The 24,463-nt window shown below is 72.1% G+C and carries 22 protein-coding genes; 9 read left to right on the top strand and 13 right to left on the bottom strand.

Features of this window, described 5'->3' with window-relative positions; all coding sequences use genetic code 11:
• The first annotated feature begins 176 nt into the window (after positions 1-176).
• Entirely contained in the window at positions 177-809 is a 633-nt protein-coding gene (locus tag ACH4MY_RS13790) for a TetR/AcrR family transcriptional regulator (protein WP_398002035.1), read from the top strand.
• A gap of 62 nt (positions 810-871) precedes the next feature.
• Here the strand turns inward: ACH4MY_RS13790 and ACH4MY_RS13785 are convergent, their stop codons facing one another.
• From ACH4MY_RS13785 to ACH4MY_RS13770, 4 genes are all read right to left on the bottom strand, one after another.
• A complete protein-coding gene (locus ACH4MY_RS13785; protein WP_398002032.1) occupies positions 872-2,572 on the bottom strand; it encodes a methylmalonyl-CoA mutase in 1,701 nt (566 codons plus the stop codon).
• Positions 2,573-2,645: 73 nt separating this feature from the next.
• The gene (locus ACH4MY_RS13780) at positions 2,646-2,978 is read right to left on the bottom strand and encodes a DUF3817 domain-containing protein (protein WP_189830763.1); all 333 of its coding nucleotides are present in this window, start codon (positions 2,976-2,978) and stop codon (positions 2,646-2,648) included.
• Between the two features lie 43 nt (positions 2,979-3,021).
• A complete protein-coding gene (locus tag ACH4MY_RS13775; protein ID WP_398002030.1) occupies positions 3,022-3,531 on the bottom strand; it encodes a MarR family winged helix-turn-helix transcriptional regulator in 510 nt (169 codons plus the stop codon).
• A gap of 9 nt (positions 3,532-3,540) precedes the next feature.
• Positions 3,541-4,971 carry an MFS transporter gene (locus ACH4MY_RS13770; RefSeq protein WP_398002027.1) on the bottom strand — a complete coding sequence of 477 codons (1,431 nt, stop codon included), beginning with the start codon at positions 4,969-4,971 and terminating at the stop codon, positions 3,541-3,543.
• A 79-nt stretch (positions 4,972-5,050) separates the two neighbouring features.
• Between ACH4MY_RS13770 and ACH4MY_RS13765 the strand changes: the two genes are divergently transcribed.
• Positions 5,051-6,043 carry a DUF5937 family protein gene (locus ACH4MY_RS13765; protein ID WP_398002024.1) on the top strand — a complete coding sequence of 331 codons (993 nt, stop codon included), beginning with the start codon at positions 5,051-5,053 and terminating at the stop codon, positions 6,041-6,043.
• Between the two features lie 85 nt (positions 6,044-6,128).
• On the top strand, positions 6,129-7,136 hold the full coding sequence (locus tag ACH4MY_RS13760; RefSeq protein ID WP_398002021.1) for a glycoside hydrolase family 6 protein: 1,008 nt from the start codon (positions 6,129-6,131) through the stop codon (positions 7,134-7,136).
• A gap of 24 nt (positions 7,137-7,160) precedes the next feature.
• Here the strand turns inward: ACH4MY_RS13760 and ACH4MY_RS13755 are convergent, their stop codons facing one another.
• The 7 genes from ACH4MY_RS13755 to ACH4MY_RS13725 form a co-directional block, all read right to left on the bottom strand.
• Positions 7,161-9,125: a galactose oxidase-like domain-containing protein gene (locus ACH4MY_RS13755; protein ID WP_398002019.1), complete on the bottom strand. Its 1,965-nt coding sequence runs from the start codon at positions 9,123-9,125 to the stop codon at positions 7,161-7,163.
• A 3-nt stretch (positions 9,126-9,128) separates the two neighbouring features.
• A complete protein-coding gene (locus ACH4MY_RS13750) occupies positions 9,129-10,946 on the bottom strand; it encodes a glycosyltransferase family 2 protein (protein ID WP_398002017.1) in 1,818 nt (605 codons plus the stop codon).
• 90 nt (positions 10,947-11,036) lie between these two features.
• Entirely contained in the window at positions 11,037-11,732 is a 696-nt protein-coding gene (locus ACH4MY_RS13745; protein WP_398002707.1) for a TetR/AcrR family transcriptional regulator, read from the bottom strand.
• A gap of 14 nt (positions 11,733-11,746) precedes the next feature.
• Positions 11,747-12,430 (bottom strand): DUF4166 domain-containing protein, encoded by a 684-nt coding sequence (locus ACH4MY_RS13740; RefSeq protein ID WP_398002015.1) that lies wholly within the window; start codon positions 12,428-12,430, stop codon positions 11,747-11,749.
• Positions 12,427-13,185: a hypothetical protein gene (locus ACH4MY_RS13735; protein ID WP_398002012.1), complete on the bottom strand. Its 759-nt coding sequence runs from the start codon at positions 13,183-13,185 to the stop codon at positions 12,427-12,429. The genes ACH4MY_RS13740 and ACH4MY_RS13735 overlap by 4 nt, the downstream gene beginning before the upstream one ends.
• Positions 13,186-13,409: 224 nt before the next feature.
• Positions 13,410-13,703, bottom strand: a complete 294-nt coding sequence (locus tag ACH4MY_RS13730; protein ID WP_398002010.1) for an MTH1187 family thiamine-binding protein — start codon at positions 13,701-13,703, stop codon at positions 13,410-13,412.
• Positions 13,700-14,044: a DUF3817 domain-containing protein gene (locus tag ACH4MY_RS13725; protein WP_398002008.1), complete on the bottom strand. Its 345-nt coding sequence runs from the start codon at positions 14,042-14,044 to the stop codon at positions 13,700-13,702. The genes ACH4MY_RS13730 and ACH4MY_RS13725 overlap by 4 nt, the downstream gene beginning before the upstream one ends.
• A gap of 107 nt (positions 14,045-14,151) precedes the next feature.
• Here ACH4MY_RS13725 and ACH4MY_RS13720 point away from each other — a divergent pair, with 107 nt between their 5' ends.
• From ACH4MY_RS13720 to ACH4MY_RS13705, 4 genes are all read left to right on the top strand, one after another.
• On the top strand, positions 14,152-14,790 hold the full coding sequence (locus tag ACH4MY_RS13720; protein ID WP_189830754.1) for an AIM24 family protein: 639 nt from the start codon (positions 14,152-14,154) through the stop codon (positions 14,788-14,790).
• A complete protein-coding gene (locus tag ACH4MY_RS13715) occupies positions 14,790-15,440 on the top strand; it encodes an AIM24 family protein (protein ID WP_398002006.1) in 651 nt (216 codons plus the stop codon). The genes ACH4MY_RS13720 and ACH4MY_RS13715 overlap by 1 nt, the downstream gene beginning before the upstream one ends.
• Positions 15,437-16,222 (top strand): AIM24 family protein, encoded by a 786-nt coding sequence (locus tag ACH4MY_RS13710; protein ID WP_327164257.1) that lies wholly within the window; start codon positions 15,437-15,439, stop codon positions 16,220-16,222. Before ACH4MY_RS13715 ends, ACH4MY_RS13710 begins: the two co-directional genes overlap by 4 nt.
• Before the next feature lie 83 nt (positions 16,223-16,305).
• The gene (locus ACH4MY_RS13705; RefSeq protein ID WP_398002004.1) at positions 16,306-16,782 is read left to right on the top strand and encodes a MarR family winged helix-turn-helix transcriptional regulator; all 477 of its coding nucleotides are present in this window, start codon (positions 16,306-16,308) and stop codon (positions 16,780-16,782) included.
• A 111-nt stretch (positions 16,783-16,893) separates the two neighbouring features.
• Here the strand turns inward: ACH4MY_RS13705 and meaB are convergent, their stop codons facing one another.
• Together meaB and ACH4MY_RS13695 are read right to left on the bottom strand one after the other, a co-directional pair.
• Positions 16,894-17,850 carry a methylmalonyl Co-A mutase-associated GTPase MeaB gene (gene meaB / locus ACH4MY_RS13700; RefSeq protein WP_398002002.1) on the bottom strand — a complete coding sequence of 319 codons (957 nt, stop codon included), beginning with the start codon at positions 17,848-17,850 and terminating at the stop codon, positions 16,894-16,896.
• Positions 17,851-17,874: 24 nt separating this feature from the next.
• Positions 17,875-19,077: an acetyl-CoA C-acetyltransferase gene (locus tag ACH4MY_RS13695; RefSeq protein WP_398002000.1), complete on the bottom strand. Its 1,203-nt coding sequence runs from the start codon at positions 19,075-19,077 to the stop codon at positions 17,875-17,877.
• A gap of 137 nt (positions 19,078-19,214) precedes the next feature.
• On the opposite strand from ACH4MY_RS13695, the gene mce reads away from it, so the two are divergent.
• On the top strand, positions 19,215-19,667 hold the full coding sequence (mce, locus tag ACH4MY_RS13690) for a methylmalonyl-CoA epimerase (protein WP_398001998.1): 453 nt from the start codon (positions 19,215-19,217) through the stop codon (positions 19,665-19,667).
• A 210-nt stretch (positions 19,668-19,877) separates the two neighbouring features.
• Positions 19,878-24,401, top strand: coding sequence for a polarized growth protein Scy (gene scy, locus ACH4MY_RS13685; RefSeq protein ID WP_398002704.1), 4,524 nt, complete (start codon positions 19,878-19,880; stop codon positions 24,399-24,401).
• The last annotated feature ends 62 nt before the right edge of the window (positions 24,402-24,463 follow it).

Below are 24,463 nucleotides of genomic sequence, written 5' to 3'. Positions count from 1 at the left end.
GGGTCCCCACCCGGCACTGTGGTTGTCGCTCAGGCCGCTCAATGCCTTTCGCTACAGGTCGTAGCGTAACTGCCCGGGGCGAGCCGCGGGGAGTGCGCGGGCCCGATCCGCACGGTGAACTGCCTCACACGCCGCCCCTCTGGCGCCGTACCTACCGGCGGGTATGGTCGACGTCCATGTGTAGCCGCACCAACCCCCGCAGCAGCCGTACCGGGCGCCCCCGCTCCACCGAGGCCGACACGGCCATCCTGGAGGCGACCCGCGCGGCCCTGGTCGAGCTGGGCTGGTCCAAGCTCACGATGGGGGACGTCGCCGGCCGGGCCGGGGTCGCGAAGACGACCCTGTACCGCCGCTGGGCCAACAAGAGCGAGCTCGTGGTGGACGCCGTCGCCGTCCTCTTCGATGAACTCGAACTGCCCGACCTCGGTTCCCTCCAGGCCGACATCGAGCATGTGGTGCTGCAGTTCGCGGCGCTCCTCGAACGCCCCGAGACCAAGACGGCCCTGATGGCGGTGGTGGCCGAGTCGACCCGTGACGAACCGCTGCGCGAGCGCATACGGGCCTCGATCGTCGACCGGCAGAAGCGGCTGGTCCTGGAGGGCCGGATGCGGGCGCAGCGGCGCGGTGAACTCCCGGCGGACCGCGACCCGGTCGCGGTGGACGCCACCGACGACCTGATCTTCGACGTGATCGCGGGTGCGGTCGTGCACCGCGCCCTGGTCAGCGCGGAACCGGTCGACGAGCCGTGGGTGGCCCGCCTCTCGGCCCTTCTGGTGGGCGGGCTGAGCGCGGCGGCGGCGCGCGGCTGAGGACCTCGTGAAGAAGGGGCGGTACGGGAGTTCCCGTACCACCCCTCTCGTATGACAGGGGATCAGAAGCCCGGGGGCTCCGTGTAGACGCCCCACTCGTCGCGCAGCGCGTCGCAGATCTCGCCGAGGGTGGCCTCGGCCCGGACGGCCTCCAGCATCGGGGCGATCATGTTCGAACCGTCCCGGGCGGCGGCCAGCATGGCGTCGATGGAGGCGCGGACCTTGGCGTCGTCACGGCGCTCCTTGCGCTCGCCGAGGACCCGGACCTGCTCCCACTCGACCTCGTGGCTGACCCGCAGGATCTCCAGGTCGCCGGTGACGGAGCCGTGGTGGACGTTGACGCCGACGACCCGCTTGTCGCCCTTCTCCAGGGACCGCTGGTACTGGAAGGCGGACTCGGCGATCTCGCCGGTGAACCAGCCGTCCTCGATGCCGCGCAGGATGCCGGAGGTGATCGGACCGATCGGGTGCGAGCCGTCCGGGTGGGCGCGGCGGCCGCGCTCCTTGATCTGGTCGAAGATCTTCTCGGCGTCGGCCTCGATGCGGTCGGTGAGCTGCTCGACGTACCAGGAGCCGCCGAGCGGGTCGGCGACGTTGGCGACGCCGGTCTCCTCCATGAGCACCTGCTGGGTGCGGAGCGCGATCTCGGCGGCCTGCGCGCTGGGGAGCGCGAGGGTCTCGTCGAGGGCGTTGGTGTGGAGGGAGTTGGTGCCGCCGAGGACGGCGGAGAGGGCCTCCACGGCGGTCCGTACGACGTTGTTGTACGGCTGCTGGGCGGTGAGGGAGACACCGGCGGTCTGGGTGTGGAAGCGGAGCCACTGCGCCTTGTCGGTCTTGGCGCCGTACACCTCCTTCATCCAGCGCGCCCAGATCCGGCGGGCGGCGCGGAACTTGGCGATCTCCTCGAAGAAGTCGAGGTGCGCGTCGAAGAAGAAGGAGAGGCCGGGGGCGAAGACATCCACGTCCATGCCGCGGCTGAGGCCGAGCTCGACGTAGCCGAAGCCGTCGGCGAGGGTGTACGCGAGCTCCTGCGCGGCCGTCGCCCCGGCCTCGCGGATGTGGTAGCCGGAGACGGAGAGCGGCTTGTACGCGGGGATGCCCTGCGCGCAGTGCTCCATCAGGTCGCCGATGAGACGCAGGTGGGGCTCGGGCTGGAAGAGCCACTCCTTCTGCGCGATGTACTCCTTGAAGATGTCGGTCTGGAGCGTGCCGTTGAGCACGGCCGGGTCGACACCCTGGCGCTCGGCGGCGACCAGGTACATGCAGAAGACCGGCACGGCGGGGCCGGAGATGGTCATCGAGGTGGTGACGTCGCCGAGCGGGATGTCCTTGAAGAGGACCTCCATGTCGGCGGCGGAGTCGATGGCGACACCGCAGTGGCCCACCTCGCCGAGTGCCTTCGGGTCGTCGGAGTCGCGGCCCATGAGGGTGGGCATGTCGAAGGCGACGGAGAGGCCGCCGCCGCCGGCGGCCAGGATCATCTTGTACCGCTCGTTGGTCTGCTCGGCGTTGCCGAAGCCGGCGAACTGGCGGATGGTCCAGGTCCGGCCCCGGTAGCCGGTCGGGTGGAGTCCCCGGGTGTAGGGGTACTCGCCGGGCCAGCCGATGCGCTCGAACCCCTCGTAGGTGTCACCGGGCCGGGGGCCGTAGACGGGCTCGACGGCATCGCCGGAGAGCGTGGTGAAGTCGGCGTCCCGCTTGCGGGCCTTGTCGTAACGGGCCTGCCAGCGACGGCGGCCTTCCTCGATCGCGTCAGCGTCCATGCTTCGAATTTACTAGGACGTCCTAGTAAATGTCGATGGCGAACCTCCGCACATGTGTGCGGAGGCGGGGGGGTCAGGCCTTGACCGGCTCCGGCCGGGCTCCGCCGATGAGCGGAAGCGTCTCGGCGACGACCTTCCGTTCGACGAAGAACGCGGCGAACGGGATGGTGCCGGAGAGCAGCACCCAGAGCAGCTTCCCGAACGGCCACCTGGCCTTGGAGCCCAGGTCGAAGGCGAAGACCAGGTAGATGATGTAGAGGACACCATGGGCCTGGGAGACCGCGAAGGTCACGTCCTCGCCCATGTCGAACCCGTACTTGAAGATCATGCAGGTGCACAGCACAAGCAGCATGACGGCGGTGATGTACGCCATGACGCGGTAACGGGTCAGCACGCTGGATTTCATGCCGTCGAGCGTAACGGCACGTTCCGGGCGATCTTCGCGCGGGTCAGCTCTCGTCGAAATCCTGCGCGCTCACCCTCAGCGGGCGCAGCATCGCGAAGATCTCGCCGCACTCCTCGGCGTCGTACGCGCCGAGCCCGAACTCCATCTCCATCAGGTCGCGGGTCGCGGCCTCGACCACCTCGCGGCCCTTCTCCGTGATCGTCGCCAGGGTGCCGCGGCCGTCGTTGGGGTTGGGGCGCTTGGCGACCAGACCCGACTTCACCAGCCGGTCCACCGTGTTCGTCACCGAGGTGGGGTGCACCATCAGCCGCTCGCCGATCTTGGACATCGGCAGCTCGCCGGCCTTCGAGAAGGTGAGCAGCACCAGGGCCTCGTACCGCGCGAAGGTCAGCCCGTACGGCTTGACGACGGCGTCGACCTCCGCGAGGAGGATCTGATGCGCGCGCATGATCGAGGTGATCGCGGCCATCGAGGGGACCGGGCCCCAGCGCTTCTGCCAGAGTTCGTCGGCGCGGGCGATGGGGTCGAAGGGGAGACTGAGCGGCTTCGGCACGCGTCGACCTTACCCATGGGGAACATGGCGGTCAGCCCCGTCTCGTCCCTCGGTCGCCCCGGCCGCCCTCAGCTCCGCCGCGGCGGCGAGGAGACAGAGCGTGCCGAGGACTCCGGTGCCCGCGACGACCAGGTGCACGGGAGCGAACTCGGCCGCGATCCCCGCCCCGGCCATGCCGATCCCCTGGACGGTCATCATGCCCGCCGTCATCAGGGTCATCGCCCTCCCCCGCCGCTCCTCCGGCACCGCGGCGACGAACCAGGCGTCGAGCCCCAGGGTGTACGCGCCGGTGGCACCCGCCAGGAAGAGCGCCACGGCCGCCAGGGCGACGCCGGGCTCGGGGGCGTACAGGAGGTAGGGCAGGACACCGGTCACGGCGAGCGGCAGCACGATCCGCGAGCGGGTCGCCGCGCTCAGGAACGACCCGGCGAACAGCTCCCCCGCGATGGTGCCGACGGGCAGCGCGCACATGAGCAGACCGAGTGCGGCGGTGGAGACGCCGATCCGGTCGGCGTACGGGGCGGCGAGCGCCTCCGGTACGACGGCGAAGAGGGGCGGCACCCAGAACATCAGCATCAGGGCACGGACCCGGCGGTCGCGCAGGACGGCCCAGGTGCCGGAGAGCCCGCTCCCCGGGGTCTTCCCGGCGGCGCGGGCGGGGCGGCGGGCGGTGCCGAGCCGGAGCAGCAGCGCGGAGACGAGGAAGGTGGTGGCGGTGACGACGAGCGCGCCGCGCGGCGGGACGGCGGTGAGCAGGACGCCGCCGACGGCGAAGCCGGTGAGGAGGGCGCTCTGGGAGACGATCCGCAGGAGCGAGCGGCCGAGGACGAAGAGGTCGCCCTCCCCGAGGATGTCGGCCAGGGTCGCCATGCGGGTGCCGTTGAAGACGGGCGAGACGACGGCGATGGCGCAGCGCAGGACGAGCAGGACCGCGACGGGGGTGGCGGGGACGACCATGAGCGCGACGCAGCCGGCGCAGACGAGGTCGCAGACGACCAGGATGCGGCGGGGCGGGAGCCGGTCGGTGAGGCCGGCGAGGAGGGTGCCGCCGACGAGGTAGGGGAGGAAGCCGAGGGCGAAGGTGAGGGAGGAGAGGAGCGGGGAGCGGGTGAGGTCGTAGACGAGCACGGTGAGCGCGAGCTCGCTGACGACGACCCCGAGCAGCGAGAACAGATGCGCCACGAAGACGACCCGGAACTCCCGGACCCGGAAGACGGCGCGGTAGCCGGGACTGTCGGGGGCGGAGGCCGGGGCCGTCGGGGCGGAGGCGGAGACCGGCGCCGGGGCCTGGGCCTGGGCAGAAGCCGGGGCGGAGACCAGGGCCGGGGCCGGGGTGGAGGCGGAAGCCGGGGTGGAGGCCGGGGCCGGGGTGGAGGCAAGGGCGGTCGGCTCCGGTTCGGTTCCGGGCAGCGTCGTGGCAGAGCGGTCGTGCGTCGGCATGCCCGCAGCGTGCCGCCGGGACCGGGGTCCGCCCTAGACTTTCGGCTCCGGACGAATCTTCCGAAGGGAGCCGGGGCCCGTGCCGTACCACCTGCGCTTCGGCGAGTCCGATCCGCTGCGGATCCGGTTCGCCGTCTCCCCGCTCTGGGAGACGCACTCCGCGGTGCGGGTCCTCGCGCGGCCCGGCAAGCAGGGCTACCACCTGCCGTGGCTGCGGCGGATCGCGGGCGCCGCGCGCGAGCTCGATCTCGGGCCGCTGCACCTGCTGATGCCGCTGCGCGGGCACAGCCCCGACTTCCTCTATCCGCCGCCGCTCGGCCCGGCCGCCGCCTTCGAGGACGAGATCGCCGCCGTACGGGAGACCGATCCCGCGCTCGTCCTCGACGACTTCCGGCGGGCGCTCGCCGATACGCCGGGGGCCGCCGACACCGTGGAGGGGCGACGGCTGCTCGCCGATCCCGCCGGGGCGGTGGGGCGGCTCGCGGATCTGCTGCGGGCGGCCTGGGAGGCGCTGATCGCACCCGAGTGGCCCCGGCTGCGGGCGCTCCTGGAGGCGGACGTGGCGTACCACTCGCGGCGGCTCGCGGAGGGCGGTCTGGAACGGCTGCTCGCCGAGCTGCACCCGGCCTTCGACTGGGCCTCGGAGACGGCGACGCTCCGGGTGGACTACCGCGGCGAGCACGACCGCCCGCTGGACGGGCAGGGGCTCGTCCTGATGCCGTCGGTGTTCACCTGGCCGGACGTGGTGAGCGGTTTCGATCCGCCGTGGCAGCCGACGGTGGTGTATCCGGCGCGCGGGATCGGCGGCCTGTGGGCCGAGCCCCGGGACCGCACGCCGGAGGCGCTCGGTCGGCTCCTCGGGCCGGTGCGGGCGGACGTCCTGTGCGCCCTGGCCGAGCCGATGGGGACCACGGCGCTGGCCCATCTCCTCGGCCGGTCGCCCTCCACGGTCTCCGCGCATCTGTCGGTGCTGCGGGACGCGGGGCTGCTGACCTCGCGGCGGTACGGGCACCAGGTGCTGTACGAGCGGACCCCGCTGGGGATCGCGGTGTCGCAGCCTGGAACGGATTGACCGGCATGTCACGATGGCCCGGATTGTCGCCTTGTCGGCATGAGCCGACGCAGCCGCACCCGCCGTACCCGACCCTGGGGGCCGGATGTCCCGCCGCACCGTCACCGCCGTCGCCCTGGCCCTCGTCTCCGCACTGCTGCTGACCGGCTGCGGCGAGGACGAACGCCCGGAGGGCCCCGTCGGCCCGCCGTCCACGCGCGACGAGGCGGCGAGCGGGTCCCCCTTCTGGGTCGACCCGGAGAGTGACGCCGCCAGGCAGGTCCGCCGGTACGAGGAGCAGGGCAGGACCGAGGACGCCCGGGTCCTGAAGCGGATCGCGGACCGCCCGGTCGCGGACTGGCCGGCCGGTGACGATCCCGTACCGGAGATCACCCGCGCGGTCCGGGGCGCGGCGGCGGAGAACCGTACGGCCGTCTTCGTCGCGTACAACATCCCGCACCGCGACTGCGGGATGTACTCGGCGGGCGGCTCGCACGACGCGCAGGCCTACCGGAGCTGGATCGACTCCTTCGCCACCGCGCTCGGGGACGCCTCCGCGATCGTCGTCCTGGAGCCGGACGCGGTGCCGCACATCGTGGACGGCTGCACGCCGGCCCGGTACCACGACGAGCGGTTCGGGCTGCTGGCCGGGGCGATCGACCGGCTCAAGCGGCAGCCCGGCACCCGGGTCTACCTGGACGCGGGCAATCCGGCCTGGATCGACGATCCGGGCAGGCTGGTCGAGCCGCTGCGCCGGGCGGGTCTCGCCCGGGCGGACGGCTTCTCGCTCAACGTCTCCAACTTCCAGACGAACGACACGGTGCGGCACTTCGGCGCCTCGCTCTCCGGGCTGCTCGGCGGCGCCCGCTTCACGGTGGACACCAGCCGCAACGGCGCCGGTCCCCTCCCGGGCGACGGGGCGGAGGCCTGGTGCAATCCGCCGGGCCGGTCCCTCGGCGTACCGCCGACGGACCGGACCGGGGACGACCTGGTCGACGCCTACCTCTGGGTCAAGCGCCCCGGCGACTCGGACGGCCCGTGCCGGGGCGGCCCTGCGGCCGGGACCTGGTGGCCGGAGTACGCCCTGGGCCTGGCCCGCAGGGCGAAGGGCTAGCCGGGCCCGGCCGGCCGCCGCGGGTCAGCCGCCCACCTGGATCCACCTCGCCTCGGACGGGATCCCGTCGGCGTCGGTGACGAAGAGCATGTACCAGCCGGGCGGGACGAGGGTCCGGTCCTGCGGTACGTCGACGGTGACCGTCATCCCGTCCCGGCCCTTCGTCAGACCGAGCTCGACCGAGCGCTGTTCGACGTCCGTGGTGTGGGTGACGGCGCTGGGGCGCATGAGGCGGGCCTGGGCGATCCGGCCGGCGTCCTTCGTCTTGAAGGTGGCGCGGCCGTTCTGGTCGAGTTCCCGCGGCCCCTCCCCCAGGGCGGGCCGGTCGGCTCCGGCCCTGTGGAGGGAGGGCGGGGTGAAGACCTCGATGCGCTGCTCGAAGGTGCCGAGCTTGGTGTTGTCCTTGTCGTCGAAGAGCGGGTCCGAGCCGAAGGTGGCGACCCGTCCGTCGGGCAGCAGCAGCGCCTCCGAGTGGTAGTTGCGGCCGACGGTGGGTTCCGCGGCCTCGGTGAAGGCGTTGGCCTTCGGGTCGTAGAACTGCGCCTTGAGGATGTCGCTGCCGCTGCGGCCCCGGTAGTCCGCGGAGCCGCCGGTGGTGAAGACGGTGTCGTCGGGCATCAGGACGCTGCTGAGGTAGCGGGTGCCCTGCGGGAGTGCCGGGCCGTCGGTGAAGACGGGGTTGTCCTCGGAGACGTCGATGATCGAGGTGCGGGCGGTGGACTTGGACGACTCGCCGACCCCGCCGCCGCCCAGGACCATGATCTTCTGGTGCTGGGCGGGGGGCAGGATCAGGGAGGCCGAGGTCTCCAGCCGGTCGGGGTCGGTGAGTCCGCCGAGCTTGGTGAAGGAGTTCTTCTCCAGGTCCCACAGGCCGGGTGCGCGGCCCTTCTCGGCGGGGCCGTAGCCGGCGTTGGAGCCGGTGTAGAGGAGCTTGCCGCCCTGGGTGAGGAAGAGGGAGGGGTAGGTGGGGAAGTACCGGAAGGGGCCCTTGGACCACTTCTTGGTCGCGGGGTCGTAGATCTCGTTGTCGCCGGGGACGACGTCGCCGACGTCGTTGAGCCCGGAGACGGCGAGGACCTTGCCGTCGTCGAGGGTGACGAGGGTGGGGTACCAGCGGGCGTCCTTCATGGGGGCGACCGGGATGTACTTCTCGGCCCTCGGGTCGAACTCGTAGGCGCCCTTGATGCCCTGGAAGTCCTGCTTCTCGGTGGTGAGCTTCTGCGCGAGGCCGTAGACGTCGTCGGCCGCCTCGCCCTTGAGCCCGACGACCTCGTACTGCGCGGCCTCGGTGGTGAGGGCCTGCGGGCCCTCCTTCCTCGCCTCGACGAAGACCCGGGCCTCGGCGGCGGTGACCTTGGTCCGCCACGGCTTCATCTGGCCGCTCTCGAAGTACGAGATCTCGAACCGGCGCGTGGCCCTGGGGACGGTGACGTCGAATCTGGAGACGTACTCGATCCCGGACGGGGAGCGGAAGACGGTGCCCTTCTTGAGGGTGACCGCCTTGTCGGGGCTCTCGTTCTTGACCCTCATGCCGCCGCCGGCCCGCTTGACCTCGCCGTCGAGGATCTCGTAGCGGGCGGTGCCGCCGGCGACGAGCAGCCGTCCGTCGGGGAGCTGGGTGTGGCCGGAGCAGAAGAAGTCCACGGGGGTGGGGATCTTCTTGAAGGTGTTCTTCGCCGGGTCCCAGAGGATGGTCTCGAAGGTCCCCGCGTCGAAGTTCTTCTGGCTGTTGCCGGAGCCGGCGATCAGCAGGACCTTGCCGGTGTGCAGCAGGGCCGCGTGGATGGCGTTGACGCGGAATCCGTCGGGGACGGCGACCTCGGCCCAGGAGCCGAACTTCCGCTGGTAGCCGGGCTGGGCGATCTTGTACGCGTGGTATCTCTCCTCGGCGAAGGAGACGGCGGCGGGGGCGTTGAGCGCCGCCAGGACCAGCACCGCGCCGCTGCCGAGCAGGGTCTTCCTGAACTTCTTCGACGGACGGTGGGCCATGGCTCAGTTCCCTCCGGTCGTCGTGGGGGCCGGTGCGGCGGGCGCGGGCGGGACCGGGGTGTCCCCGCGCGCCTGGACCCCTTCACGGGCGTCGGCGGCACCGCGGGCCCGGACGCGGGCACGGGCGTGCTCGCGGACGCGCAGCGCGCGCCTGCCCCTGAGGGTCGTGAAGGCCCAGAGGGAGACCGGGGCGAGGGCGATGACCAGGGCCAGGAGGGCCCAGGTGCGCATGGCCGCGTGGGTGTGCCCGAAGTGGACCGAGGCGGCGAGCGAGGCGAGGAGGACGACCGCCCAGCAGAGGTGGGTACGGAAGGTGAGGACCCGGTCGGGGCTGGCCGCGCCGCCCTTGGGGGTCACGACGAAGCGGCCGCGGGTGCGCAGGACCGCCGAGCCGAGGGACGCGAGGTAGACCGGGGCGGAGAGCGCGGACATCGCCATGCCGGCGAGGCCGCCGGAGCCCTCGGGCTCGTGGGGCGAGACGTTGTGGCGCCGGTTCCAGAGGTAGAGGCCGATCTGGAGGGCGACGGCGTCGCTGTAGATCATCAGCCACACCGAGGTGGAGACCTGGGTGCCGGAGGCGCCGAACCAGAGGTACAGGACGCCGCTGAGGATGCCCAGGAACCAGTTGACCGCCGTCATCGGGTAGTAGACGAGCATCAGGCTGTAGTTGAGGAAGCGGCCCGGCGGAGTGCGGAAGGGCGCCTTCCAGTACTGCTTGAGGATCGTCTCGTACGTGCCCCGGGACCAGCGGTGCTGCTGGCTGAAGAAGTCCGTCCAGGAGGCCGGGCCCTCGCCCACCGCGAGGACGTCGGGGGTGTAGACGGAGCGCCAGTAGCGGCCGGTGCCCGGGTTCTTCCTGCGGTGCAGCTCGAAGCCGGTGGCCATGTCCTCGGTGACGGAGTCGTACAGGCCGCCGACCTGTTTGAGGGCGGAGATCCGGACGACGTTGTTCGTGCCGACGAACATGGGCGCGTGGTAGCGGTTGCCGGCGCGCTGGATGAGGGCGTGGAAGAGGAACTGCTGCGACTCCGCGGCCTTGGTGACGATGTTGGTGTAGTTGCCGTACACCTGTGGTCCGACGACGAAGGCGATGTCGGGGTCGCGGAGGTAGCCGAGCATCCGCTCCAGGAAGTTGGGGAGCGGGACGTGGTCGGTGTCGACGGAGGCGAAGTAGTCGTAGTCGTCACCGTGCATGGCGAGCCAGGCGTTGTAGTTGCCGTGCTTGGTCCTCGCCCGGTGCACGCCCTTCCCGCGGTTCCACTCGGGGACGCCCGCGCGGGTGAAGTGGCGGACCCCGAGCTCGGCGCAGAGCGCCTTGGCCTCGGCGGAGTCGCCCTCGTCGAGGAGCCAGACGTCGAGGAGTCCGTCGTGCCGCAGCGCGGTGGCCCCCGTGAGGGTGCCGCGGACCATGGAGAGCGGTTCCTTGCCCGGGACGTACGTGGTGAGGAAGGCGACCCGGGTGCCCTTCTCGGCGTACACGGGTATCGGGTCGCGGGCGACCATGGTGGCGTGGGCGATCGCCGTGACGTTCACCAGCATGAAGAGGCAGATGAGACCGATCGACACGAGCATCACGGTGTCGAGGTGGACGAGCCAGGGTTCGCCGCCCTCGCGCACGGTCCAGTGGCCGGGCCAGACGAGATAGGCGAGGAGCAGCGCCGAGAGTATCGGCGCGAGGCTCATCAGGAGGACGGCTCGTATGCGGTGCGGCTCCTTCGAGAGCAGACTCCGGTACCGCACTTGGTAGGCCACCGGGTCCGGGTCCGTGAGCGGACCGGCGAGTCGGCTGTAGGTGTCGTAGTCGTAGCCTTCCGGCCGCACGGTGCCTCCAGCTGCCCTCGAACCTGTCGATACCCCAACGAAACGGGCAAACGATCGGTGTGTCGACTGGAGTAGTCCGAGTGGGCGGTCTTACCGGGCGCGGCCGCTCTGCCGCCGCAGTGTGTACGTGACGGCCTTTCGGGCGACCGGGTTCAGCTCCTCGACGGCGGCCATCAGGGCGCCGAGCTGCTCCAGCGCGCCGAAGGCCGCCTCCGCACCCGCGGGGTCGACCCCCTCGTACAGTTCGAGACCGATGAAGGAGGCTCCCACCGCGCGGGCGAGGCCCGCGGGGTCGGTGAACTCGGCGAACGGGGTCCCCGCGAGGACCCGGACGAGCACCTGCTCGATCTCCGTGATCCACAGGTCGAGCCCGGCGGCGGTGGCGGGAACGAGCCGGGGGTGCGCCTGCGCCCCCGCGAGCAGCTGCCCGAGGAAGGCCACGTGCCCGGCCTCCCGCTCCTCCTCGTGCAGCGCCCGGCCGAAGGCGAGCAGCTCGCCGAGACTCCCGACGGAGCCCAGCCGCTCGCGGTGACGGGCGACCCGCTGCTCGGCGCCGTGACGGCAGGCCGCGGCGAGCAGCTCGTCGACGGAGCCGAAGTGATAGAAGACGAGGGCCTGGTTGACCCCGGCGGTGGTCGCGATGGCGCGGGCGGAGGCCTTGGCGATGCCCTGCTCGACGAGGGTGCGCAGGGCGCCTTCGAGCAGCTTCTCCCGGGTCTCCCGGCTCCTGGCGTCGTGCGCCGTCGCGCCGTCCGCCGCCTTCCGGCCCTTCACGTCCCCGCCCATGGCCACGTCACCGCTCACGCCCGTACCTCCTCGCGCACCGGGCGCAGCCCGGCGCGCACCCCGTGAGAGCGTAGGTCCAGGTACTCGGCGGCGAAGGTGCCCTCGTATCCGAAGAGGGGACCGAAGTGCCGGTTCTCCACCGCCACGTTGATACGGAAGCGGCCGGTGCGCTCGTCGAAGGACTCGCGCACCTCGGCCCGGCCGCCGACGATTTCCGGGACGCGGACGTCCAACGGGCCCTCGCGGAAGCGGTGTTCGCCGGAGCGGATGAGGGGGGAGCCGTCCGGCTCGGCGGACATGTGCAGCTCGCTCGCGAGGTGCTGGTGTGTGCCGAGGTAGTCGAGGACGCAGCCGCGCTCGGGGCTGTGGACCATGGTGGCGTCGAAGCGCCGGGGCCCGCCGGGCAGGGCGAAGGTGCGCACGAAGGTGACGGTCTCCCGCCCGTACGAGTCCGCGTAGGGCACGTTCTCGATGGTGAAGGGGACGTCCCGGCCGGTGCGGGGCAGCAGGATGTTCCGCAGTCCGCCGACCGCGAGGAACGGCTTCACGAGGGCCCGGCCGTGCCAGATCCGGTCCATGACGCCCCGCCCGACGCACAGCTCGCCGCCGGCGAGCCCCACCGAGAAGCGCCGCCGGAGCTCCGGGTGCAGCCGCTCGAAGGCCGCGTCCCCCATGGCCGTGCGGAAGATCGAGGTCACGGCTGCTCCAGGACGGCGAGGTCGCGGGGCCCGGGGGCGGGCTCAAGAGTGGCGAGGAGCCGGGGCTCCCGGGTGCGGGCGGGCGGGGTGCGCAGACAGCGCCGGGCCGCGGGGGTACGCGACGAGGGCGGTACGAGCACGGCGGCGGCGAGGCCGAGGACGGTGAGGGGTACGGCGCCGAGCGAGACGAGCCCGAGCGGCAGGGCGGTGGCCGCGAGGGGCGCGGCCACCAGGAGGACCCGGGCGAGGAGTTCGAGGAGCCCGTGGGCGAGGGAGCGCCCGGGGGTGATGCCCCGCTCGCACCAGAGCCGCAGCCGGTCGAAGGACCAGGCGGTGGCCCAGCCCATGAGGGGCCGGAAGGCGAGCCGGTCGGCGACGCGGCCGAAGCGCCCCCAGCGGGGGCGGTAGTCGTAGCCGGTGAGGAAGCGGACGCCGTCCGGGGTGGGCACGTAGCGCCAGTAGCCGCTGCCCTCGGCGAGGAGCGAGAGCGGGTGGGGCGAGGAGAACCGGAGGGCGGAGACCCGGTCGCCGCCGGCCCGGTGGCGCTCCCCCGCGGAGACACCGGTGCCGGCGACGGCCAGGAAGGGCAGGACGCGTGTCGCGTACCGGAAGCGCCGGGGTTCGCCCTCGGCGCGCGGAAGGTGGGTGATCTCCGTGAACCGCAGGTCCCACCGCTGGTGGCGGTCGGGCTCCTGCGTGTACTCCCAGAGCGTCTCCAGGTCCGCGCGGACCCGTGTCTCGATGTAGAGACCCATGGGCGTTCTCCCCGCTCGTACGGCATTTTGAGCGACTGCTCAAACTTGCCCCGCGGCTGAAAGATAGCCGATTTTGAGCGATCGCTCAAGACGGGTCTCCGGGCACGAGGAAGCCCCGGCCCGATGCGCGACGGGCGCGACGAAGCCCCCTGTCCCGACACGGGACAGGGGGCTTCAGGGGGCCTGGGGCTTCAGGGGCCTGGGGCTTCCGGGGGCGGGGGCGCTCAGGCCTCCAGGTGCCGCTCCACGGTGGCCACCTTGCTGTGCAGCCCGTCCGTCACACCCGGGCGGATGTCGGCCTTCATGACCACCGAGACGCGCGGCGCGCGGGCCTCCACGGCGGCGACGGCGCGCTTCACGACGTCCATGACCTCGTCCCACTCGCCCTCGATCGAGGTGAACATGGCGTCGGTGCGGTTCGGGAGCCCCGACTCGCGGACGATCCTGACGGCGTCGGCGACGTACTCGCCGACCTCCTCCCCCACACCCAGCGGGGTCACCGAGAACGCGACGATCATGCCTTCACCGCGCTCTCCGCGCGGGCGCGGGAGGCGATGACCGCGTCCTCGGCCTCGCGCTTGAGCCGCCGCTCGGCGTAGAAGCCGCCCAGGGGCACCACAGAGCACAGGAAGTAGACGGCGGCCGTGCCGAAGCTCCACTTGGTGCGGTTCCAGGCGTCCAGCCAGAAGAGGACGTAGAGGATGAACAGCACACCGTGGATCGCGCCCATGACCGGCACCGCGTTGAACTCCGTCGTCCGCTTGAGCACCGAGCAGACCAGCAGGAGCAGGAACGAGACGGCCTCCGGCGCGGAGACGAGCCGGAGCCGGTGGAGGGAGGAAGCGGTCTTGATGTCCACGGAGGGGGTCACCTTCGTTCGATCTTGTGAACGGATGCACAAGGGCCCGTCCATTGTGCACGCCGACTTTGCTGTCTCTTTAGGCGGGTCCCCAGTACCGTCTGCGCGTGGCAACGTTCCGACTCCAAGGCAGCAAAGTGCTCGCCGTCTCCATGACCGGCGACTCCGTCAAGGCGAAGAACGGCTCGATGGTCGCCTACGACGGCCAGATGGCGTTCAAGAAGATGAGCGGCGGCGGTGAGGGCCTGCGCGGCATGGTCACCCGCCGGCTCACGGGTGAGCAGATGGAGGTGATGGAGGTACGCGGCCAGGGAACCTGCTGGTTCGCCGACCGGGCCTCCGAGATCAACCTCGTCTCCCTGCACGGCGACAAGCTCTGGGTCGAGGCGAGCAATCTGCTCTGCACCGACGCCGGCCTGCGCACCGGCACCACCTTCACGGGCATGCGCGGCGGGGCCACCGGCAACGGCCTCTTCACCACGACCGTCGAGGGCACCGGGCAGGCCGCGATCATGTCCGACGGCCCGGCGGTGGTGCTGCGGGTGACCCCGCAGTACCCGCTCCAGGTCGACCCCGGCGCGTACATCGCGCACCAGGGCAACCTCCAGCAGCACTTCCAGTCGGGTGTGACCTTCCGCACCCTGATGGGCGAGGGCGGCGGCGAGGCCTTCCAGATCCGCTTCGAGGGAGACGGCCTCGTGTACGTCCAGCCGAGCGAGCGGAACACGATCGGGGGCGACGTCTGATGCCGTTCCGCGAGATCAACTCGAAGATGGTCGAGGCGACCGTCATCCCCGGGCAGCGGATGTTCAGCCAGCGCGGCGCGATGCTCGCGTACCGCGGCGACGTCACTTTCACGCCGAACATGGCGGGCGGCCAGGGCGGTCTGATGTCGATGATCGGCCGCCGGGTGGCCGGCGAGGCGACCCCGCTGATGACCGTCGAGGGCAACGGCACGGTGATGTTCGGGCACGGCGGTCACCACATCCAGGTGATCGGCCTGACCGGCGACACCCTGTACGTGGAGGCCGACCGGCTGCTCGCCTTCGACGGCACCCTGGAGCAGGGCACGATGTTCATGGGCTCGCAGGGCGGGGTGATGGGCATGGTCCGCGGCCAGGTGACCGGCCAGGGCCTCTTCACCACCACCCTGAAGGGCCACGGCGCGGTGGCGGTCATGGCGCACGGCGGGGTCGTCGAGCTGCCGATCACCCCGGGCCGCCCGGTCCATGTGGACCCGCAGGCGTACGTGGCCCACCACGGCGACGTACGGAACAAGCTCTCCACCGCGCTCGGCTGGCGCGACATGGTGGGGCGCGGCTCGGGCGAGGCGTTCCAGCTGGAGCTGAGCGGCAGCGGCGCGGTGTACGTCCAGGCCTCGGAGGAGAAGCTGTGAGCACCCCGGTGATCCACGACCCGACGACGCTTCCGTCGGACGACAACGTGAACCCGTACACCTTCTGCGTGGAGCTCAAGGGCTCCCAGTGGTTCCTGCAGAAGGGCAAGATGATCGCCTACTACGGGCGGATCGAGTTCAACGGCATCGGGCACGGCAGGCTCGACCGGCTGGTCCGGACGTCCTTCCACTCGCCGCTGCACGCGAGCGACTGGGTGGTGGCCGAGGGCAGCGGGAAGATGCTGCTCGCGGACCGGGCCTTCGACGTGAACTCGTTCGACCTGGACCAGGGCAATCTGACGATCCGTTCCGGCAATCTGCTGGCCTACCAGCCGACCCTCGCGCTGAAGCAGTCGATCGTGCCGGGCTTCGTGACGCTGATCGGCACGGGCAAGTTCGTGGCCGCGTCGAACGGACCGGTGGTCTTCATGGAGCCCCCGATGCGGGTGGATCCGCAGGCCCTGGTCGGCTGGGCGGACTGCCCCTCCCCCTGCCACCACTACGACCACGGCTACATGACGGGCGTGATGGGCGGGGTCCGTGCCCTGACGGGCATCGGGGGGACCTCGGGCGAGGAGCACCAGTTCGAGTTCGTGGGAGCGGGTACCGTTCTGCTCCAGTCGACGGAGCTGCTGATGGCCGACCGGGCGATCGGCGCTCCTCCGGCGCAGGCGGGGGTGCCCGGCGGCCACGGGGCGCCCGCTTCCGGCCAGGGCATGCCCGGATCGGTACCGCGCCTTCCCGGCCAGCTCGGTGACCTCCAGCGTCGCTTCGGGCTGTGAGCGGTAGCCTGCGGAGTGTGACGTCCTCGAACGCGCGCTCCCAGACTTCGTCAAGTATTCAACTTCTTAGGTAGAATCCATATATGGAGACCGAGACCGCCACTCCGTGGCTCACCGACGCCGAACAGTGTGCGTGGCGCACATTCCTGGACGTCAACAGAATGCTGACGTACCAGCTGGAGAGGGACCTCCAGCCCTTCGGCCTGACGATGAACGACTACGAGATCCTGGTCAATCTCTCGGAGTCGGCGGAGCGGCGGCTGCGCATGAGCGATCTGGCCGCCGCCACCCTCCAGTCGAAGAGCCGGCTCTCCCACCAGATCACCCGGATGGAGAACGCCGGACTCGTCCGCCGGGAGAACTGCGAGTCCGACCGCCGCGGGCTGTACGCCGTCCTGACCGACCAGGGCATGGAGACCATGCAGAAGGTCGCCCCGCACCACGTCGAGTCGGTGCGCAAGCACTTCATCGACCAGATCGGCACGGACGCGCTCGGCGACCTCCGCGAGTCCCTGAAGCCGGTCGCGGAGCAGCTGCGCGGACGGCGCGGCAAGCCGTAGCCGCGGACGTACGGGTACGGGCTCCGCGGTCGGAGCCGTACCCGAAGGAGAAGGGCCTCCCCGGTCGTCCCGGGGAGGCCCTTCTCCGTCCGTGCGTGAGCCGTGCGCGGCTCAGTTGCCCGTGATGCTCGCGACCAGTTCGTCCGAGGCCGCGTACGGGTCGAGGCCGCCCGCCACGATCCGCTCCGCGAGCGCGTCGAGCCGCCGGTCGCCGTGCAGGTCCCCGATCCGCTCGCGCAGGGCCGTGACCGCGATGGTCTCGACCTCGCGGGCGGCACGGGCCCGGCGGCGCTCCGCCAGGACTCCGTGCTCCTCCATCCAGGCGCGGTGCTTCTCCAGGGCCTCCACGACCTCGTCGATGCCCTCGCCGCGCGCCGCGACCGTCTTGACGATCGGCGGCCGCCAGTCGCCGGCGCCCCGCGCCTCGCCCAGGCCCAGCATGTGGTTGAGCTCGCGGGCCGTGGCGTCCGCGCCGTCCCGGTCGGCCTTGTTCACCACGTACACGTCGCCGATCTCCAGGATGCCCGCCTTCGCGGCCTGGATCCCGTCGCCCATGCCCGGCGCGAGGAGGACGACCGAGGTGTCGGCCTGGGAGGCGATCTCGACCTCGGACTGGCCGACGCCGACCGTCTCCACGAGGATCACCTCGCAGCCGGCCGCGTCCAGGACGCGGATGGCCTGCGGGGCGGACCAGGCGAGGCCGCCGAGGTGGCCCCGGGTCGCCATCGAGCGGATGTAGACCCCGGGGTCGGAGGCGTGCTCCGACATCCGGACCCGGTCACCGAGCAGCGCCCCGCCACTGAAGGGCGACGAGGGGTCGACGGCCAGGACGCCGACCCGCTTGCCCGCCCGCCGGTAGGCGGAGACCAGCGCGGACGTCGACGTGGACTTGCCGACGCCGGGCGAGCCCGTCAGACCCACCACGTACGCGCCGCCGGTCAGCGGCGCGAGCGCCGCCATCACCTCGCGCAGCTGCGGGGACGCCCCCTCCACCAGCGAGATCAGCCGGGCCACGGCCCGCGGCCTGCCCTCCCGTGCCTGGGCGACGAGTTCGGGGACGTCCACCATCTGCGCTGCTCCTCGGTTGGGTGCTTACTTGCCGGACACGCGGACGATCAGCGCGTCGCCCTGACCGCCACCGCCGCAGAGGGCGGCCGCGCCGATGCCGCCGCCGCGCCGCTTGAGCTCCAGCGCCAGGTGCAGCACCACGCGGGCGCCGGACATGCCGATGGGGTGACCGAGAGCGATGGCGCCACCGTTGACGTTCACCTTCTCGGGGGTAACGCCGAGGTCCTTCATTGACTGGACGGCGACCGCGGCGAAGGCCTCGTTGATCTCGATGAGGTCGAGGTCGTCGACGGTCAGGCCCTCCTTCTTGAGGGCGTGCAGGATCGCGTTGGACGGCTGCGACTGGAGCGAGTTGTCCGGGCCCGCGACATTGCCGTGGGCGCCGATCTCGGCGATCCACTCGAGGCCGAGCTCCTCGGCCTTGGCCTTGCTCATCACGACGACGGCGGCGGCACCGTCGGAGATCTGCGAGGAGGTGCCGGCGGTGATGGTGCCGTCCTTGGCGAAGGCGGGGCGGAGCTTGCCGAGGGACTCGGCGGTGGTCTCCGCGCGGATGCCCTCGTCCTTGGAGAAGACGACCGGCTCGCCCTTGCGCTGCGGGATCTCGACCGGGGTGATCTCGGCCTCGAAGATGCCGTTCTTCTGGGCGACGGCGGCACGCTGGTGCGAGAGGGCGGCGATCTCGTCCTGCTCGGGGCGGCGGATGCCGAGGCGGGTGTTGTGCTTCTCGGTGGACTCGCCCATGGCGATGTTCTCGAAGGCGTCCGTGAGGCCGTCGTACGCCATGGCGTCGAGCATCTCGATGGCGCCGTACTTGAAGCCCTCACGGGACTTCGGGAGCAGGTGCGGGGCGTTGGTCATCGACTCCTGGCCGCCGGCGACGACCACGTCGAACTCGCCGGCGCGGATCAGCTGGTCCGCCAGGGCGATGGCGTCGAGGCCCGAGAGACACACCTTGTTGATGGTGAGCGCGGGAACGTTCATCGGGATGCCGGCCTTGACGGCGGCCTGGCGGGCGGGGATCTGGCCGGCGCCCGCCTGCAGCACCTGGCCCATGATCACGTACTGCACCTGGTCGCCGCCGATGCCGGCCCGGTCGAGCGCGGCCTTGATGGCGAAGCCGCCGAGCTCCGCGCCCGAGAAGGACTTGAGCGAGCCGAGCAGGCGACCCATGGGCGTACGGGCGCCCGCGACGATCACTGAGGTGGTACCGGTCGTTCCAGACATGAGGCACGGCCCCTAGGGATGAGAAGTGAACGAGGGTTTACCGCCAATGTACTGAGCGGCGGCTCGCCCGGTCACCGGGCAGCCGGTGTGACGGCGCGCACGTTGCGTAACCACCTTCCCGGCGTTGCACTGGAGGCATGCTGACGCGAATCGACCACATCGGGATCGCCTGTTTCGACCTGGACAAGACTGTCGAGTTCTACCGTGCGACCTACGGTTTCGAGGTCTTCCACTCCGAGGTCAACGAGGAGCAGGGCGTCCGCGAGGCCATGCTCAAGATCAACGACACCTCCGACGGCGGGTCCTCGTACCTCCAGCTCCTGGAGCCGACCCGGGAGGACTCCGCGGTGGGCAAGTGGCTCGCCAAGAACGGCGAGGGTGTGCACCACATCGCCTTCGGCACGGCGGACGTCGACGGCGACGCCGAGGCCATCCGTTCCAAGGACATCCGGGTCCTCTACGACGAGCCGCGGATCGGCTCCATGGGCTCCCGGATCACCTTCCTCCACCCCAAGGACACCCACGGCGTACTCACGGAACTGGTCACCTCGGCCAAGCCGTCCACTGACCACTCCTCAGCGGAGCACTGACCTCCGGATTCCTGGCCCGGTAGAGTGGGCGGCTCCGGGCCGGGGCCGGTCGGGGCCACTCCACATGGCACCGAAGTCGGGATGTCGGGGTCGTCCGATCTGCCACGATTCCCCGGGGGTCCGTCCTCGGCCGTGAGGACGGTCGTCGGAGTTGCGACCAGGGTTGGGGTCTCCCCTGCTCGAAGAGCTCGGGGAAGGATGGACCGCGCAGTGCGGGGCTACGAACGCCAGGAGAGCCACCGAGCTGAAGACGACCATCTCGCCAGGTTCGAAGCCGAGATGGACCGGCTGAAGACCGAGCGCGAGAAGGCCGTCCAGCACGCCGAGGACCTCGGGTACCAGGTCGAGGTGTTGCGCGCCAAGCTCCACGAGGCGCGCCGCACCATCGCGTCCCGGCCCGCCTACGACAGCGCGGACATCGGCTATCAGGCCGAGCAACTGCTGCGGAACGCGCAGGCGCAGGCCGAGCAGCTGCGGCAGGACGCCGAGCGCGAGCTGCGCGAGGCCCGCGCCCAGACGCAGCGCATCCTCCAGGAGCACGCCGAGCACCAGTCCCGGCTCCAGGCCGAGCTGCACAACGAGGCCGTGCAGCGCCGCCAGCAGCTGGACCAGGAGCTCAACGAGCGCCGCCAGACCGTCGAGGCGCACGTCAACGAGAACGTCGCCTGGGCCGAGCAGCTGCGCGCCCGTACGGAGTCCCAGGCCCGCCGCCTGATGGAGGAGTCCCGCGCGGAGGCCGAGCAGTCGCTGGCCACCGCCCGCGCCGAGGCCACCCGGCTCGCCGAGGAGACCAGCCGCCGCGTCGGCACCGAGGCCGAGGCCGCCCGCGCCGAGGCCGAAGCGATTCTGCTGCGCGCCCGCAAGGACGCCGAGCGGCTCCTCGGCGCCGCCTCCAGCCAGGCGCAGGAGGCCACCAGCCACGCCGAGCAGCTCCGCTCCACCACCACCGCCGAGACCGACCAGGCCCGCCGCCAGGCCACCGAGCTCTCCCGCGCCGCCGAGCAGCGCATGCAGGAGGCCGAGGAGAAGCTCCGGGTCGCCCGTGCCGAGGCCGAGAAGGCCCTCACCGAGGCCAAGGAGTCGGCCGCCAGGCAGCTCGCCACCGCCGAGTCGGTCAACGAGCAGCGCACCCGGACCGCGAAGACGGAGATCGCCCGGCTCGTCGGCGAGGCCACCAAGGACGCCGAGGCGCTCAAGGCCGAGGCCGAGGAGAAGCTCCGCGAGGCGTCCGCCGAGGCGGAGAAGCTGGTCTCGGAGGCCTCGGACAAGGCCCGTACCGCCGCCGCCGAGGACTCCGCCGCCGCGCTCGCCAAGGCCGCGCGGAACGCCGAGGAGATCCTCACCAAGGCGTCCGACGACGCCCGGGAGACCACCCGCAAGGCCTCCGAGGAGGCCGAGCGGATCCGTCGCGAGGCCGAGGCCGAGATCGACCGGCTGCGCTCCCAGGCCGAGGAGCAGGCCGACGAGCTGCTCGGTTCGGCGAAGGACGACACCAAGGAGTACCGCGCCAAGACGGTCGAGCTGCAGGAGGAGGCGCGCAGGCTGCGCGGCGAGGCCGAGCAGCTGCGGGCCGAGGCGATCGCGGAGGGCGAGCGGATCCGCGGCGAGGCCCGCCGTGAGGCCGTCCAGCAGATCGAGGAGGCGGCCAGCACCGCCGAGGGGCTGCTCACCAAGGCCCGTACGGACGCCGAGGAGCTGCGGACCAAGGCCGGCGCCGAGAGCGAGCGGGTCAAGTCGGAGGCCGTCGAGCGCGCCCAGACGCTCCGGGCCCAGGCCGAGGAGACCCTGGAGCGCACCCGCGCCGAGGCGGAGCGGCTGCGCGTCGAGGCCGAGGAGCAGGCCGACGCGGTGAAGGGCGCGGCCGAGGAGGCCGCCGCCGGCATGCGCGCCGACGCCGAGCGGGCCGCCGAGGCCCGCCGTGCCGAGGCCGCCGACGAGCTGACCCGGCTGCACACCGACGCCGAGGCGAAGGTCGCGGCCGCCGGGAAGGAGCTCACCGACGCGCGCGCCGAGGGCGAACTGATCCGGCGGGAGGCCGCCGAGGAGACGGAGCGGCTGCGGACCGAGGCCGCCGAGCGCATCCGTACGCTCCAGGAGCAGGCCGAGCAGGAGGCCGAGCGACTGCGCGCCGAGGCCGCGTCGGACGCGTCCACCACGCGTACGGAGGCGGAGACCGCGGCGGTACGGCTGCGCAGGGAGGCCGGCGAGGAGGCCGAGCGGCTGCGGTCGGAGGCCCAGGAGACCGCCGACCGGGTACGGGCCGAGGCAGCGGCGGCCGCGGAGCGGGTCGCCGCCGAGGCGGCCGAGGCACTGGCCGCCGCGCAGGAGGAGGCCGTCCGGCGCCGTCGGGAGGCCGAGGAGACGCTCGAATCGGCCCGTTCCGAGGCCGGCCGGGAGCGCGAGCACGCCCGCGCGCAGTCCGAGGAGCTCCTCGCCGCCGCCCGCAAGCGCGTCGAGGACGCGCAGGTCGAGGCGCAGCGCCTGGTCGAGGAGGCGGACGCGCGGGCGACCGAGATGGTCACCGCGGCCGAGCAGACCGCCCAGGAGGTGCGGGACTCGGTGGCGGGTCTGCGGGAGCAGGCCGAGGAGGAGGTCGCCGGGCTGCGCAGCGCCGCCGAGCACGCGGCGGAGCGGACGCGGAGCGAGGCGCGGGAGGAGGCGGACCGGGTCCGCGCCGACGCGTACGAGGAGCGGGAGCGGGCCTCCGAGGACGCCGCCCGCACCCGGGCGCGTGCCCAGGAGGAGACGGAGGCCGCGAAGGCGCTGGCCGAGCGGACGGTCACGGACGCGATCTCCGAGTCGGAGAAGCTGCGGGCGGACACCGCCGAGTACGCGCAGCGGGTACGGACCGAGGTGACGGATTCACTCGCCTCGGCCGAGCAGGACGCGGCCCGCACCCGGGCCGACTCCCGCGAGGACGCGAACCGGATCCGTTCGGAGGCCGCCGAGCGCGCCGAGTCGCTGGTCGGCGAGGCCCGTACGGAGGCGGACCGGATCGCCGCCGAGGCGGAGCAGGTCCTGGACGAGGCCCGTCAGGCGGCGGACAAGCGCCGCAGCGACGCCGCCGAACAGGCCGACGCGCTGCTCGCGGAGGCGACGAGCGAGGCCGAACGGCTCACCCGCGAGACGGCCGCCGAGGCCGAGCGGCTCACCGCCGAGGCCGTCGAGCTCATGGAGACCACCGAGCAGGACGCCCGGCGGCTCCGCACCGAGGCCGAGCAGGTCAAGGTCGACGGAGAGGCGCACGCGGAGGCGCTGCGGGCGGCGGCCGTCGCCGACGGCGAGCAGGTCCTCGACGAGGCCCGCAAGGCCGCCGACAAGCGCCGCAGCGACGCCGCCGAACAGGCCGACGCACTCCTCGCCGAGGCGACGAGCGAGGCCGAACGGCTCACCCGCGAGACGGCCGCCGAGGCCGAGCGGCTCACCGCCGAGGCCGTCGAGCTCATGGAGACCACCGAGCAGGACGCCCGGCGGCTCCGCACCGAGGCCGAGCAGGTCAAGGTCGACGGAGAGGCGCACGCGCAGGCCCTGCGCAACGCGGCCCTCGCCGACGGCGAGCAGGTCCTCGACGAGGCCCGCAAGGCCGCCGACAAGCGCCGCAGCGACGCCGCCGAACAGGCCGACGCACTCCTCGCCGAGGCGACGAGCGAGGCCGAACGCCTCACCCGCGAGACGGCCGCCGAGGCCGAGCGCGTCAGGCGCGAGGCCGACGCCGAGGCCGAGCGGGTCACCCGCGAGGCGGGCGAGCTCGCCGACGCCGTCACGGCGGACGCACGCGCCGAGGCCGAGGCGACGGTGGGTTCCGCCCGGCAGGACGCCGAGCGGATCCGTACCGAGTCGGAGCGGCTCAGGGCCGATGCCGAGGCGGCGGCCGAGCAGATGCGCGCGGAGGCCCGCGAGGAGGCGGACCGGACGCTCGACGAGGCGCGGGAGGCCGCCGCCCGGAAGCGTTCGGACGCGGCCGAGCAGGCGGACCAGCTCATGGCCAAGGCCCAGGAGGAGGCGCTGCGCGCCACCACCGAGGCCGAGTCGCAGGCGGACACGATGGTCGGCGCGGCCCGCAAGGAGGCCGAGCGGATCGTCGCCGAGGCGACCGTCGAGGGCAACTCCCTGGTGGAGAAGGCCCGTACGGACGCCGACGAGCTCCTGGTCGGAGCGCGTGGCGACGCGACGGCCATAAGGGAGCGGGCCGAGGAACTGCGCGGCCGGATCGAGGGCGAGATCGAGGAGCTGCACGAGCGTGCGCGCCGCGAGAGCGCCGAGCAGATGAAGACGGCGGGCGAGCGGGTCGACAACCTGGTGAAGGCCGCGACGGAGCAGCGCACCGAGGCCGAGGAGAAGGCCAAGGAGCTGGTCTCCGAGGCGAGTTCGGAAGCGAGCAAGGTGCGTATCGCCGCGGTCCGCAAGGCCGAGGCACTCCTCAAGGAGGCCGAGCAGAAGAAGGCCTCGCTTGTCGCGGAGGCCGAGGGCATCAAGGCCGAGGCCGAGCGGATCAGGGCGGAGGCCCAGGCCGAGGCCGAGCAGACGGTCGAGGAGGGTCAGCGCGAGCTGGAGGTGCTCGTGCGACGCCGCAAGGACATCAATGCCGAGATCTCCCGTGTCCAGGACGTACTGGAGGCGTTGGAGTCTTTCGAGACGCCGTCGGCCGGGACGAAGTCCACCGGGGCGGTGGGAGCCAAGGCGGGTGCGTCGGCGGGCTCCACTCGTTCGAGTGGCAAGTCCCAGGACGGCTAGCCACTCAAAAGGCTGGACATTCTCCAGATCAATCGGGCATAGGCTCGATGACACGCCGCTTA

This window comes from Streptomyces sp. NPDC017246 (assembly GCF_044331325.1).
Classification (GTDB): domain Bacteria; phylum Actinomycetota; class Actinomycetes; order Streptomycetales; family Streptomycetaceae; genus Streptomyces.
This window is presented reverse-complemented; position numbering and strand designations above follow the sequence as displayed.

Coding starts and splice junctions, on each gene's coding strand:
- ACH4MY_RS13790 (WP_398002035.1), top strand. CDS start 177: ATGTGTAGCCGCACCAACCCCCGCAGCAGCCGTACCGGGCGCCCCCGC.
- ACH4MY_RS13785 (WP_398002032.1), bottom strand. CDS start 2,572: ATGGACGCTGACGCGATCGAGGAAGGCCGCCGTCGCTGGCAGGCCCGT.
- ACH4MY_RS13780 (WP_189830763.1), bottom strand. CDS start 2,978: ATGAAATCCAGCGTGCTGACCCGTTACCGCGTCATGGCGTACATCACC.
- ACH4MY_RS13770 (WP_398002027.1), bottom strand. CDS start 4,971: ATGCCGACGCACGACCGCTCTGCCACGACGCTGCCCGGAACCGAACCG.
- ACH4MY_RS13760 (WP_398002021.1), top strand. CDS start 6,129: ATGTCCCGCCGCACCGTCACCGCCGTCGCCCTGGCCCTCGTCTCCGCA.
- ACH4MY_RS13755 (WP_398002019.1), bottom strand. CDS start 9,125: ATGGCCCACCGTCCGTCGAAGAAGTTCAGGAAGACCCTGCTCGGCAGC.
- ACH4MY_RS13745 (WP_398002707.1), bottom strand. CDS start 11,732: ATGGGCGGGGACGTGAAGGGCCGGAAGGCGGCGGACGGCGCGACGGCG.
- ACH4MY_RS13735 (WP_398002012.1), bottom strand. CDS start 13,185: ATGGGTCTCTACATCGAGACACGGGTCCGCGCGGACCTGGAGACGCTC.
- ACH4MY_RS13730 (WP_398002010.1), bottom strand. CDS start 13,703: ATGATCGTCGCGTTCTCGGTGACCCCGCTGGGTGTGGGGGAGGAGGTC.
- ACH4MY_RS13715 (WP_398002006.1), top strand. CDS start 14,790: ATGCCGTTCCGCGAGATCAACTCGAAGATGGTCGAGGCGACCGTCATC.
- ACH4MY_RS13705 (WP_398002004.1), top strand. CDS start 16,306: ATGGAGACCGAGACCGCCACTCCGTGGCTCACCGACGCCGAACAGTGT.
- meaB (WP_398002002.1), bottom strand. CDS start 17,850: ATGGTGGACGTCCCCGAACTCGTCGCCCAGGCACGGGAGGGCAGGCCG.
- ACH4MY_RS13695 (WP_398002000.1), bottom strand. CDS start 19,077: ATGTCTGGAACGACCGGTACCACCTCAGTGATCGTCGCGGGCGCCCGT.
- mce (WP_398001998.1), top strand. CDS start 19,215: ATGCTGACGCGAATCGACCACATCGGGATCGCCTGTTTCGACCTGGAC.